The organism is [Clostridium] hylemonae DSM 15053, assembly GCF_008281175.1.
Taxonomy (GTDB): Bacteria; Bacillota; Clostridia; order Lachnospirales; family Lachnospiraceae; genus Extibacter; species Extibacter hylemonae.
In genome coordinates, this window is the sequence record NZ_CP036524.1 from 1,074,852 (window position 1) to 1,087,401 (window position 12,550).

15 protein-coding genes are annotated in these 12,550 nt (G+C 51.9%); all 15 read left to right on the top strand.

Annotated elements, in window-relative coordinates; translation table 11 throughout:
- Window positions 1-15 precede the first annotated feature (15 nt).
- On the top strand, window positions 16-666 hold the full coding sequence (locus LAJLEIBI_RS05065; RefSeq protein ID WP_006441840.1) for a GntR family transcriptional regulator: 651 nt from the start codon (window positions 16-18) through the stop codon (window positions 664-666).
- Between the two features lie 418 nt (window positions 667-1,084).
- Window positions 1,085-1,279, top strand: a complete 195-nt coding sequence (locus LAJLEIBI_RS05070; RefSeq protein ID WP_083790581.1) for a DNA-binding protein — start codon at window positions 1,085-1,087, stop codon at window positions 1,277-1,279.
- A 32-nt stretch (window positions 1,280-1,311) separates the two neighbouring features.
- Complete coding sequence (locus tag LAJLEIBI_RS05075) at window positions 1,312-2,202, top strand: LysR family transcriptional regulator (RefSeq protein ID WP_243132925.1); 891 nt, start codon at window positions 1,312-1,314, stop codon at window positions 2,200-2,202.
- A gap of 172 nt (window positions 2,203-2,374) precedes the next feature.
- Window positions 2,375-2,878 carry a flavodoxin gene (locus LAJLEIBI_RS05080; RefSeq protein ID WP_006441843.1) on the top strand — a complete coding sequence of 168 codons (504 nt, stop codon included), beginning with the start codon at window positions 2,375-2,377 and terminating at the stop codon, window positions 2,876-2,878.
- Between the two features lie 28 nt (window positions 2,879-2,906).
- Window positions 2,907-3,662 (top strand): carboxymuconolactone decarboxylase family protein, encoded by a 756-nt coding sequence (locus LAJLEIBI_RS05085; protein WP_006441844.1) that lies wholly within the window; start codon window positions 2,907-2,909, stop codon window positions 3,660-3,662.
- A gap of 10 nt (window positions 3,663-3,672) precedes the next feature.
- On the top strand, window positions 3,673-4,662 hold the full coding sequence (locus tag LAJLEIBI_RS05090) for an aldo/keto reductase (protein WP_006441845.1): 990 nt from the start codon (window positions 3,673-3,675) through the stop codon (window positions 4,660-4,662).
- A gap of 13 nt (window positions 4,663-4,675) precedes the next feature.
- A complete protein-coding gene (locus tag LAJLEIBI_RS05095; protein ID WP_006441846.1) occupies window positions 4,676-5,506 on the top strand; it encodes an SDR family oxidoreductase in 831 nt (276 codons plus the stop codon).
- 38 nt (window positions 5,507-5,544) lie between these two features.
- Window positions 5,545-6,417: an SDR family oxidoreductase gene (locus tag LAJLEIBI_RS05100; RefSeq protein WP_006441847.1), complete on the top strand. Its 873-nt coding sequence runs from the start codon at window positions 5,545-5,547 to the stop codon at window positions 6,415-6,417.
- Window positions 6,418-6,489: 72 nt separating this feature from the next.
- Window positions 6,490-7,236 carry a flavodoxin gene (locus tag LAJLEIBI_RS05105; protein WP_006441848.1) on the top strand — a complete coding sequence of 249 codons (747 nt, stop codon included), beginning with the start codon at window positions 6,490-6,492 and terminating at the stop codon, window positions 7,234-7,236.
- Between the two features lie 22 nt (window positions 7,237-7,258).
- Window positions 7,259-7,927 (top strand): flavodoxin, encoded by a 669-nt coding sequence (locus LAJLEIBI_RS05110; protein WP_006441849.1) that lies wholly within the window; start codon window positions 7,259-7,261, stop codon window positions 7,925-7,927.
- A gap of 4 nt (window positions 7,928-7,931) precedes the next feature.
- On the top strand, window positions 7,932-8,855 hold the full coding sequence (locus tag LAJLEIBI_RS05115; protein WP_006441850.1) for a cyclophilin-like fold protein: 924 nt from the start codon (window positions 7,932-7,934) through the stop codon (window positions 8,853-8,855).
- 18 nt (window positions 8,856-8,873) lie between these two features.
- Window positions 8,874-9,563, top strand: a complete 690-nt coding sequence (locus LAJLEIBI_RS05120) for a DUF4405 domain-containing protein (protein WP_006441851.1) — start codon at window positions 8,874-8,876, stop codon at window positions 9,561-9,563.
- Between the two features lie 351 nt (window positions 9,564-9,914).
- Window positions 9,915-10,736 (top strand): DUF362 domain-containing protein, encoded by an 822-nt coding sequence (locus tag LAJLEIBI_RS05125; RefSeq protein ID WP_334291266.1) that lies wholly within the window; start codon window positions 9,915-9,917, stop codon window positions 10,734-10,736.
- A 49-nt stretch (window positions 10,737-10,785) separates the two neighbouring features.
- Window positions 10,786-11,631 carry a permease gene (locus LAJLEIBI_RS05130; RefSeq protein ID WP_330580823.1) on the top strand — a complete coding sequence of 282 codons (846 nt, stop codon included), beginning with the start codon at window positions 10,786-10,788 and terminating at the stop codon, window positions 11,629-11,631.
- Between the two features lie 57 nt (window positions 11,632-11,688).
- Window positions 11,689-12,402 carry a winged helix-turn-helix domain-containing protein gene (locus tag LAJLEIBI_RS18895; RefSeq protein WP_006441854.1) on the top strand — a complete coding sequence of 238 codons (714 nt, stop codon included), beginning with the start codon at window positions 11,689-11,691 and terminating at the stop codon, window positions 12,400-12,402.
- The last annotated feature ends 148 nt before the right edge of the window (window positions 12,403-12,550 follow it).

A 12,550-nucleotide genomic window follows, 5' to 3' on the forward strand; every position in this document is an offset into this window, starting at 1 on the left:
ATCAGGAGGACAGTAATGTCAGGTAATATAAAGCTAAAGGACCAAATCTATGAAAATATCTTGAATGAGATCATTGATGGAAACTACAGGCAGAATGACATCATCACAGAACGGGAACTGATCGAGAAATATGGGGTCAGCAAGTCTCCGGTACGCGAGGCGCTCGTGGAACTGTGCAACGAAAAGATCCTGGAGAGCCGTCCGAGAATGGGATACCAGATATGTCCGATTTCGATCAAGGAGATTTCCGATATTGTGGAACTGCGCATTATCCTGGAGACGGCCGCGTTGGAGAAAACATTTGCCCGGCTTAAGGACGGGCAGATCGAACTGCTGAAAAAGGACGTTACAGAGGCGACAAAGCTCCACAGCGAAAAAAAGATAGCGAGGTATTGGAAGAGCAATATCAGCTTTCACCTGCTTCTGTGCAGTTTCTGCGGGAATGAGAAAATCTGTGAGGCGGTGGAGCGGGCGCTGAAGTTTTCTTCCAGAAGCGCGGTACAGTATTACTTTTCTTCCAGTGTACACAGAAATGAGACTACGGCACAGCGGCATATACTGCTCATAGAAGCCCTGGAAAAGAGGAATCTTGAGGAAGCAAAAGAAGTGTTGAAAGATGACATCATGGATCTGAAGAGGGAGATTGTGGAGGGAATCATAGCATAAGGCTGCGGATAAAAAAGGAATTACCGGAATGGCAGTTAGCCATAAAGAAGTATGAAGGAAAAAATGACTTACGCCAAGTGAACGGAAAAACGAAAAGCTCCATGTGATGAAGTATCTTCACATGGAGCCTTTTGCGTGCCCGCTATTCCACCGGCTCCCGCCGTCTTTTTCAGCGTCCGCAGGACGTGCAGCCGTCACCGCAGGTGGCGATCATGGGGTTTGGGGCAGCGCACCAACGAGCGGTTTTGCGGGTTTTCCCTTTGGGGAAAATCCGCAAAAACAGCAAACATGTACATGCTTGCATTGCTCGCCAGTACGGTTTATCAATTCGGATTTCTATAACACAGGCGGTTGAAAACATTCTAATATTCGTATATAATGTAGATGTTAATTTGTACCCATAAGAGAGGTGCTTACTATGAAGGGCTATATTTCCATCCGTGAGGCTTCTTATAAATGGGATGTTTCGGAGCGACGGGTAAATCAATACTGTACACAAGGACGCATTCCGGGTGCGGAGCGTTTTGGTCGTTCGTGGGCAATTCCCGAAGATGCACAAAAGCCGAAAGACCCGCGTAAAAGTGCCGCTAGAAACAGGTCTTATGGAACATAAGAAAGGGGGCTAAAGGGATGCTACTTCGACAGATGAAATACTTTACAGCGATTGTGGAGTGCAACAGCTTTACCGAAGCAGCCGAGCAATGCTATATCTCGCAGTCGGCCATTTCTCAGCAAATACAGGCATTGGAAAAAGAGCTGGGCGTTGTGTTGCTTCGTCGAGAAAACCGCCGCTTTTCCCTTACGCCTGCGGGGGAATACTTCTACCACCAAAGCAAAGTCTTGCTTGATGAAGCAAATGAGCTTCGGCGCGAAACAATTCGCATCGGACAGGCAGACGAAAGCCGGCTGCGTATCGGTTATTTGAAGAATTACAGCGGCCAGGAGCTGCATATTGCGGTTGCAGAATTTTCAAAGCTGTATCCCGAAATCTCCATTAACATCGTGGCTGGGACTCATGAGGAGCTTTACGATTTGATTCGCTTCGGCGGCGTGGATGTCATTCTCAGCGATCAGCGCCGGGCCTTTTCCGATGACTATGAAAATAAGGTTTTACTGGAATGTGATTGCTTCGCAGAGATTTCCAGTAACAATCATCTGAGCGCAAAAGACCACCTGACGCTTACCGACCTCAAACGGACACCCTGTATTTTAATCGCCCCGCCTGAGCAGCATGACGAAGAAGCCGGATATTATCGGGATACGCTGGGTTTCGGCGGCAACTTTCTCTACGCCGAAAATCTGGAAGAAGGCCGTTTGATGGCGCTGGGGAACAGAGGCTTCCTCCCTCTTGAAAATGTCGGGACGCTGCCGCCCGTTGTTCCCACCATTCAGCGCATTCCGCTGTATCGCGGGGACAAACCCCTTAGACGGAAAATCTGTGCGTTTTGGCTGAAAAAATGCACCAACTACTACATCGAAGAATTTGCCGAAACCTTGCATCATCTTATTGAGCAGAGCCGGCAGGAAATAGATTGACAGCATAAAAGCTGAAAAGCCGAACTGTAATTTCTCATTATGAGAGTTGCAGTTCGGCTTTTTTGTTTTCGGATAAGTACAGCTTATCAAAGTTATTCAAAACCGAAATTGCTCCTTTGCCTGTCGGTTCCTATAATAAAATCGAACAACAAAGAAAGGGAGTGTATCAAACATGAAAACTTTAATTGCGTATTTTTCCCGTAAAGGAAATAACTATGTCGGCGGCAGTATTGTCAATCTCCCCGTGGGGAACACCGAAGTCGCGGCAAAGAAGATTGCCGCGCTGACTGGCGGAGACCTGTTTGAAATCAAAACGGTTCACTCGTATTCGGAAGATTACACTGCCTGCACCGAGGAGGCTCAACAGGAGCTGCAGGCAAAGGCCCGCCCGGAGTTGGCATCAGATATTCCTGACATTTCTGCTTATGATGTGGTGTATCTGGGCTATCCCAACTGGTGGGGAACCGCACCGATGGGGGTCTTTACCTTTTTGGAAAACGCCGACTTTTACGGCAAGACCATCAAGCCGTTCTGCACCCACGAAGGCAGCGGCATGGGCCGCAGCGAAACAGATATTAAAAAGGCATGTCCGTCCGCCAAGGTCGATAAAGGGCTTGCGATTCGAGGCGGCGGCGTCAGCCGTGCTGACAAGGATATTGAAAGCTGGGTGAGATGAAAATTACGAAAACAGGGAGAAATGAGTAATGAGCATTACGGTAGCTTCAAAAAAATATCATGAGAAAATGTTTCCGGGGTATCGCTCCAGCTTTTTAGAGACGGACCCGGAGTTTATTGAACGGTTTGACAATTTCGCCTTTGACGAGGTGGTAAACCAGGATGATCTGGACGATAAAACCCGGTTCATGGCGATTCTGGCTACTCTGCTCGGCTGCCAGGGAATGGATGAATTTCGTGCCATGCTCCCCGCCGCGATGAACTTCGGCGTCACGCCGGTGGAAGTAAAGGAAATCGTCTACCAGGCGGTGGATTACCTGGGCATCGGCAGGGTGTTCCCCTTCCTGAAAATCACCAATGAAGTGCTGGCAGAACAAGGCGTGGAACTCCCCCTGCCCGGTCAGGCCACAACGACCACGGAAAATCGTCTGGAGGCCGGCGAAAAGGCACAGATGGACATTATGGGCGATGGCATGAGGGGCTTCTGGAAGTCAGGCCCGGAGGAAAGCCGCCACATCAATACCTGGCTGACCGACAACTGCTTTGGCGATTACTACACCCGCACGGGCCTTACCTATCAACAACGGGAAATGATTACCTTCTGCTTCCTCTCCGCGCAGGGCGGCTGTGAGCCGCAGCTTACCTCTCATGCGGGCGCAAATATGAGAATTGGAAATGATAAGGCGTTCCTAATCAAAGTCATTTCACAGTGCATCCCTTACATCGGCTATCCCCGCTGCCTGAACGCGCTGCACTGTGTAAACGAAGCGGAAAAGAAAGTGTGAGGGCTGGAGAATGAAAAAGAGAATTTTAGGCAAGTCGGGCCTTGCGGTGTCCGCCATCGGTCTCGGCTGTATGGGGCTGAGCCAAAGCTACCCGCCCTTCCCGGACCGGAATGAAAGCATCGTTTTAATTCGCAGAGCAATCGAAATGGGAGAAAACTTTTTCGATACCTCTGAACTGTACGCCGTTTATCAAAACGAGGAGCTGGTAGGTGAAGCGTTGGAGCCGTTCCGGGATCAGGTCGTCATCGCCACCAAGTTTGGCTGGAACATCCAGGGCGGTAAGGTTCTGGGGCTGGACAGCAGCCCCGCAGCCATCCGAAAAGCGGTGGACGGTTCCTTAAAGCGCCTGCGCACCGACCATATTGACCTGTACTATCAGCACAGGGTCGATCCCAAAGTGCCGATTGAGGAAGTGGCTGAAACGATGAAGGAACTCAAAAAGGAGGGCAAGATTCTCTATTGGGGGCTTTCGGAGGCGAGTGTGGAAACAATCCGCCGCGCTCATGCGGTATTCCCGGTCACTGCTGTGCAGAACGAGTATTCCATGTGGTACCGGCAGCCGGAGCAGGAGCTGCTTCCTGTTCTGGAGGAATTAGGGATTGGGCTTGTGGCCTTTAGTCCGCTGGGGAAAGGGTTTCTCACCGGCGCAGTCACAAAAGATGCTGTGTTTGCAGAAAACGACATCCGCCATTCCATCCCACGCTTTAATGATCCTGATAATCTGGCCGCCAATCAAAAGCTGGCGCAGGCGCTTTCCGACTTTGCAAAAGAGCGGGAACTGGCCCCGGCCCAGATCGCCCTTTCCTGGCTGCTCTATCAGAAGCCGTGGATTGTCCCGATTCCCGGCACCAAAAAGGCGGACCGTTTACAGGAGAACATGAGCGCCGCCTATGTGGAACTTACAGAAACAGATAGGAACAAATTGAACGAAATGCTCGCTGGAATTGAAATTGTTGGCGCGCGGTATTCCGCCGCGCAGGAGAGCATGACAAACCGATAAGGAGGTTTTCAAAATGAAGAAGGTACTGCTTTTAACAGGAGCCGGGCAGATCGGCATGGCAATCGCCCGCAGGATGGGCTACGGCATGAAAATTGTCCTCGGAGATAAAAACCCGGAGAATGCCCAGGCGATTGCAAAGGTCATGACAGACGCGGGTTTTGATACGGCGGCAATGGAAATGGACCTGTCCAGCCGCGATTCCATCAAGGCTATGATTGCCGAGGCACAGAAGTACGGCGACATTCAGATGCTGGTCAATGCCGCCGGGGTTTCCCCCAGTCAGGCCCCCATTGAGGCGATTTTGAAGGTGGACCTCTATGGCACCGCCGTGCTGCTGGAGGAAGTGGGCAAGGTCATCGCGCCGGGCGGCGCGGGCGTCACCATTTCCAGCCAGTCCGGGCACCGCATGGCGCAGCTTACCGCCCAGCAGGACGCGCTACTTGCCATAACGCCCACAGAGGAGTTGCTGAGGCTGGAAATGCTCCAGCCGGAGAACATCCGCGACACCCTCCACGCTTATCAGATGGCGAAGCGCTGCAATGAAAAGCGCGTCATGTCCGAAGCGGTCAAATGGGGCGAACGGGGTGCCCGGCTCAATTCCATTTCTCCTGGTATTGTCGTGACGCCGCTGGCGCTTGACGAGTTGGGCGGCCCCCGCGGGGACTTTTATAAAAACATGTTTGCCAAGTGCCCTGCCGGGCGCCCCGGCACGGCGGATGAGATTGCGAATGTGGCGGAACTGCTCATGAGCGATAAGGGCGCGTTTATCACCGGCGCGGATTTTCTCATTGACGGCGGCGCAACAGCCTCCTACTTCTACGGCCCGCTGAAACCGGAAGCCTAAACGCAGATAAATATTTCGCTTCGCTGTATAGCAGACGGGTGGAAAGTTTAGCAAAAACAATCAAACAAGAGAAAGGAATGATATTCATGAGCAGAACATGGCTAATTACCGGTGTCTCCAGCGGATTCGGTTTTGAAATGACAAAGCAGCTTCTGGAGGTTGGCGACACCGTAGTTGGAACGGTGCGGAACACAAAAAAGGTGGAGGAATTGATCGTTCAATATCCAGATGCCTTTGATTGCCGGATCCTTGATGTGACCGATGTGCCGGCCATTCATCGGCTGGTGGCGGACGCTTTCCAAAAACATGAAAGGATTGACGTGGTAGTTTCCAACGCAGGCTACGGTCTTTTTGGCTGTGCTGAGGAATTGTCCGACGAGGAGATCAATCACATCATCGCTACTAACCTCACCGGCTCCATTATGCTGATTCGGGACAGCCTGCCGCATCTGCGGGCACAGGGCGGCGGACGGATTATCCAGATGTCCACTTATGGCGGGCAGGTTGCTTATCCGGCCAACTCCATGTACCATGCCACCAAGTTTGGCATTGAGGGCTTCTGCGAGGCTGTGGCCCAGGAAGTAGCGCAGTTTGGTATTGGAGTCACGCTGGTGGAGCCGGGCGGCGCGAGAACGGAGTTCCGCTACGGCAGCGCCAAGGTCGCTAAACTGATGCCGGAGTATGAAAGCTGCCACGGTTTCCTCAATATGCTGGACGCCAGCAAGGGCCTTGCCCCCGGCGACCCGGCGAAGATGGCCCAGCGCATCATCGAGAGCGTGGAGAAAACCCCTGCGCCCCTTCGCATGGTATTGGGTTCGCAGGCGCTGGGAGCCACCATCGACAGGCTGGAGGAGCGTGTTGCAGATTACAAAACGCAGACGGAGCTTGCCGCCTCGACGGATATTATCTGAGAACTGAGAGGCTTGCGGCTTTAGCTGCAGGCCTCTTTCCGCCTTACAAACAAGTAAATAAGGAGAGTTTATATGAAAAAAATCTTTACCGCTCTGCTTGCAGTTATGATGCTATTTACCCTGGCCGCCTGCGGCAGCACCAATACAGGCGGTGAATCTGCAAGTACCAGCACACCGCAAAGCAGTACCCCTGAAAGCACCGCCGCGCCCGATAGTACGCCTTCTGAGTCCACGGAAACATCCCAACCCTCTGAAAGTGAGGATATTCAACCAGCCGAAGAAGAATCGGACAGCACCCGCATTCTGATCGCCTACTTTTCCCGCGCCGGGGAGAACTACAATGTGGGCGTGATTGAAAAAGGCAATACAGCAATCATTGCGGAAATGATTGGAGAGCAGACTGGCGGCGACCTGTTCCACATTGAAACCGTTACCCCTTACCCGGAAAATTACCGCGAGTGTACCAATGTGGCGCAGCAGGAACTGCGCGACAATGCCCGCCCGGAGCTTAAGGCCACAGTAGACAATTTTGAAGATTATGACGTGGTGTTCCTCGGCTACCCCAACTGGTGGGGCGATATGCCCATGGCGGTCTACACTTTCCTGGAGAGCTATGATTTTTCCGGCAAAACCGTCGTACCCTTTGCTACGCATGAGGGCAGCGGCCTTGCCTCCACAGAAAGCAGCATTGCAAGCGCCTGTTCCGGGGCCGAGGTGTTGGGCGGTCTTGCCATCCGTGGCTCTGTTGCGCAGAACTCCCAGGCAGAAGCAAATGAATCCGTCGTCAACTGGCTGCGGGAAGCCGGGTTTATCGACTAACATCAAGAAAGGAATTTATGCGATGAAAAGAATCTTATCCGCCGTTTTAATGCTTACCCTTGCGTTTTCCCTGGCGGCTTGCAGCAATAATACACAGCCGGAAGAAACACCCAATTCCACCCAATCTGAGGGGAATACATCCCCCAGCAGTGAATCAACCAGTGGAAGCGAAACAGTGGAACCTGACAGCACCGATGATCCGGCTTCCAGTGAAGGGAATGTTTTGATTGCCTATTTTTCCAAAACCGGCAATACGGAAACCATTGCCAATATGATCGCCGGGCAGACTGGCGGCGAGTTATTCAAAGTGGAAACCGTCACCCCTTATCCTGAAGATTATGATGAAACCGTTGATATTGCCCGCGAGGAGCAGGACAACGACGCCCGCCCGGAGCTTTCCACCCATGTGGATGATATGAGTCAATATGACATCATCTATCTGGGCTACCCCAACTGGTGGGGAACGATGCCGCAGGCCATGTTTACCTTTTTGGAGGAATACGATTTTTCCGGCAAGACCATCGTACCGTTCTGCACCCACGGCGGCAGCGCGCTGGGCAGAAGTGAGGGCGATATTGCCACCCTTGTACCGGGTGCCACCCTTCTTGACGGCCTTGCGGTAAGCGGCTCCCGTGTGGATGACGCGCAGGCTGACGTTGAGGAATGGCTGAATAGCCTTGAATTGGAGTGAACTTATGAAATTACATAAAAAAATTGTATCAATACTTTCCATGATATTAGTGGTAACACTGTCCGCCTGTTCGGGTGGGACGGGGAATGAAGAAAGCAGCTCTGCGCCGCAGAACCTGGAACAATCAGAAATCACATCGGAAGTCCCAACAGAACTGGAAAGCGAAGCCTTTGATCTCGGCGGCCCATTGGTTCGCCTGACATTTGAAGGCGGCGAGGCGATGGTGCGGCTGAATGATAATGCCGCCGCCCAGAGCTTTGCCGCGCAGCTTCCCATGACGCAGACCTTTGAGGACTTCAACAGCATCGAAAAAATCTGTCGCCTTCAGGAAGAACTTACAACAGAGGGTGTGGAGTCCGGTGTTGACCCCGCTGTGGCTGATATTACGCTGTATGTTCCGTGGAACACTCTTGTGTTCTATTATGAGGATTATGGCTTCAATGACGACCTGATTCCCATGGGGCGGGTGGAAAGCGGAATGGAACTTCTGACCGCTATGGGAGATGAATTTGAGGTGACGATGGATCTGGCGGACGAGAATAAGGCGGAGGCAGCAGAGCCTTCGGCGGAAACGACGGAGATCAGCCTGACAGCCGGCGACACGGTTATTACCGCCACGCTGGATAACAGTGAGACAACACAGGCTTTTCTTGCCACACTGCCCCGCACGCTGACAATGAATCATTATGGCGGGCGCGAGTATTATGGCCGGATTGAAGCGCTCCCAGAAAACGGAGAGGCGATAGCCGACTTTGAAAACGGCGATGTGACCTATTACCCGGCAGGCCCTTCCTTCGCAATCTTTTTTGCTGGGGCGGACAGCTCCAGTCAAGGCGGGCTGATCCGCATGGGCAAGATCACCTCAGACTTGTCCGTGTTTGGTACACTGGGCGATTCCGTGGAGATGCGGATTGAACTGGCAGAGTAAAAGAAAGGAGGCGGCGAAGTGACCGGCAAACGAAAATTTCAAATCTTTGTGGACTTTGCTATGGCGGCGCTTCTGCCCGTCTTAATGGCCTATTCGCTGCTTGGAGAAGCTGTCCACGAATGGGTGGGAGTTGCGATGTTCTCGCTGTTCCTATTTCACAATGCACTGAACTGGAAATGGTACAAGAACCTGTTTGGGGGCAGACACAGCAGCGTTAGGCTGCTGGGAACCGCAGTCAATATCCTGATTCTCCTGCTGATGCTTTCCCTTATGGCAAGCGGCATCGTCATGAGCCGTTATGCGTTCCAGTTTCTTGCCATAGAAGGCGGTGCTTCGCTTGCCAGAACCGTGCATTTGGCAGCCTCCTACTGGTGCTATGTGCTGACCTCTGTTCATTTGGGGCTGCACGGGGGAATGTTTCTGGGAATGCTGCGAAAGGCATTCCACATGGAAAAGGCATCCCAAAAACGACGCGTTGTTTTGCGCATCGTCGCTGTATTGCTTTCCGCCTACGGCATCTATGCTTTTATTCAGCGGGGTTTAATCGGTTATATGCTGCTGCAAATCCAATTTGTCTTTTTTGACTTTTCAGAACCGCTTGTCTTTTTCTTTCTGGATTATCTGGCAGTTATGGCTCTGTTTACCCTTTTGGGCTATTATGCCGCAAAACTTCTGGCAAAAGTGAAAAGCAACCCGAAAAAGCCTTGACTTGATGCAGAGCAGGCTTTTCCAGCCCATTGATTTTATAGAAGCAAGGAGTGACAAATCATGAAAAAAAGATTCCTTCTCATACTTATGGCATTGTCCATGCTGACCTTTTTATTTACAGGCTGCGGCAGCACCGGCGGTAGCCAAGAACTCTCCGCGCCATCGGAGTCTGCGGCAGCGTCCTCTGCCCCAGCCACAGAGGAGCCAACACCATCACAAGGAGATTCAACTATGAAAAATACACTTATCACCAATAGCGGGGCAGAAATTTCTCTTTCCTCGCTGGAACATTATACCGAAGCTGAAAATGCACCGGTGGTCTACTATCTTTCTGAAATATCGCCGGAGGCCATGGTGAAGATATACAATGCGCTCCAGTGGTCGCCCACCGGCAAAGTGGCGGTGAAGCTCTCCACCGGCGAGCCGCCGGCTTCCAACTATCTGCGCCCGGAGTTAATCAGGGATTTGGTGCAACTGGTGGACGGCACCATTGTGGAGTGTAATACCGCCTATGGCGGAAGCCGCGCCGCCACCGCCATGCACTACCAGGTGGCGAAGGATCATGGCTTTACGGAGATTGCCGAGGTTCAAATTCAGGATGAAAATGGCTCGATGACGCTTCCTGTTGAGGGCGGCACCGTACTTTCGGAAAACTATGTGGGTGCGGCTTTTGCCGATTATGAAAATTATCTTGTCCTGTCCCACTTCAAAGGCCACGCCATGGCAGGCTTTGGCGGCGCGATCAAGAATATCTCCATCGGGCTTGGCTCCAGCGAGGGCAAGAGCTGGATTCACTCCGGCGGCACCACGCGAAGTGGTTTCGGCGGCGACCAGGATGCCTTTCTGGAGGCAATGGGCGACGCGGGAAAATCTGTATCCGATTATCTTGGCAAGGGGGAGCGCATTGTTTACATCAATGTGATGAACCGCCTCTCCGTTGATTGTGACTGCGACGGGAACCCTGCCGAGCCGGATATGCACGACATCGGTATTCTTGCCTCCACCGATCCGGTGGCGCTGGACCAGGCGTGCATTGACCTGGTATATGTTTCAGAGGGCCGGGACTCTCTTGTGAACCGAATTGAGAGCAGAAACGGGCTGCACACGCTGGAAAATGCGGAGGCGATTGGCCTCGGCAGCCGTGCTTACCGGTTGGTGGAACTGGATGATTGACACACTGAGCCGGGAGGGAATTTACCTTTGGTACTATTTCAGTATTCAGTTGGAACAGATATTCCCTTACTGGATTCTGGGCATGGTGCTGGGGTCTGCGGTGTCGGTTTTCTTGAAAGACCGTATCCACAATACCTTTCGCTCCCTGGGTGAAAAGAAGCTGGGCGTATTCGGCATCTTCATCGCAAGCGCTTTGGGTATTGCCTCGCCGCTCTGCATGTATGGCACAATCCCCATTGCCGCCTCTTTTTCCAAGAGCGGTATCAAGGATGACTGGCTGGCGGCGTTCATGATGAGCAGTATTCTGCTGAACCCCCAGCTTATCCTTTACAGCGCGGCGCTGGGACAGACAGCCCTCATTGTGCGGGTCGTGTCCTGCTATCTGGGCGGCGTCTTGGCCGGGCTTTTGGTGCGGGCCTTCTACCGCAAGAAGTCCTTCTTCAATTTCAGCGGCTTTGACGAGCCGAAAAGCCGCGATACCGACCCCAATATTCTGCTGCGATTTCTAAAAAACCTTTGGCGTAATGTCAGAGCGACCGGGCTGTATTTTTTTATCGGTATTGTGCTGTCTGCGGTGTTCCAGCGCTATGTGCCCGCTGAGGTCATGACGGATGTGTTCGGTGGAAACGAAGCCTGGGGCGTTTTGATGGCGGCGACCATTGGGGTGCCGCTCTATGCCTGCGGCGGAGGAACAATACCGCTTTTGCAGGCATGGCTCTGGGACGGCATGAGCCTGGGCAGCGCGGCGGCGTTTATGCTTACCGGGCCGGCCACCAAAATCACAAATCTTGGCGCTGTCAAGATCGTGCTCGGTATCAAGCGGTTCCTGCTCTACCTTGCCTATGTCATGCTTTTTGCACTTGTGACCGGGTTGGCTGTAAATCTGTTCCTCTGATTTGTGAATACAGGCACGGACACAAACACTATCAATTTTTGCGGAAGGAGGCGTGGGATGAATAATACTGTTCTGGCAATCGGGTACAGCGCGAACGATCAAGACAAAGAACGTACCTATTGGAAAAACTATGATATAGAGCTTGATTTTGCAAGCGACATATCGAGCGCTGTAGAAAAATTGCGGCATACCAACTATATCAGAATCTCCATTTGTTCCGGGGAACTTTCTCACGCCTTCCTTGAACTGCTCCGAAGCAGCCAGGCCATTCTGTGGAAATTTGTGATTTTCGATATATCGGAAAATGGAAGGCAAGCTGACGAAAGATTCTTTATCCAACTCAACGAAGGCAAAAAAGAGGAATGGCTTCAATCAGTCCTTGAAGGACAAACAAACAGCGTTATTTTGACTCATTCTCCAGGCTTCTCCCGAATGCCGGGTTTTGAAAATGACGCAATACAGCCCCTTACGGAAATCAGGGAAGGCGCCTTATACTTTTGTTGGGAACAGCGGCTTGTCAGCGTGCATGGACAGATCATAGAATTGGCCGCCAAAGAATTTGACATTCTCGCGTTGCTTATCAGCCATCCACGGCGTGTGTTTACCTACGAGATGATTATGGATCTCGTTTGGAAGGAGGACTACACCTACTATTCCCGCAAAGCTGTTAACAACCATGTCAGTAACTTGCGCAAAAAACTGAAAGTGGCTCCAGATGTGCCCGATTACATTAAAAGCGTACACAGCGTAGGATATAAATTCATGCCATAACCGAATATGTTTCAGAAAAGCCGCCACGGTTTGCAAACCGTGGCGGCTTTGTGAATTTTCTATGAATTTTTGCAGAAAGGGGGCATCGTTTTGCCCCCAAAATGTACGGAATAGTAGAAGGACATTTTTCTGTCCGTCAGGAAAGGAG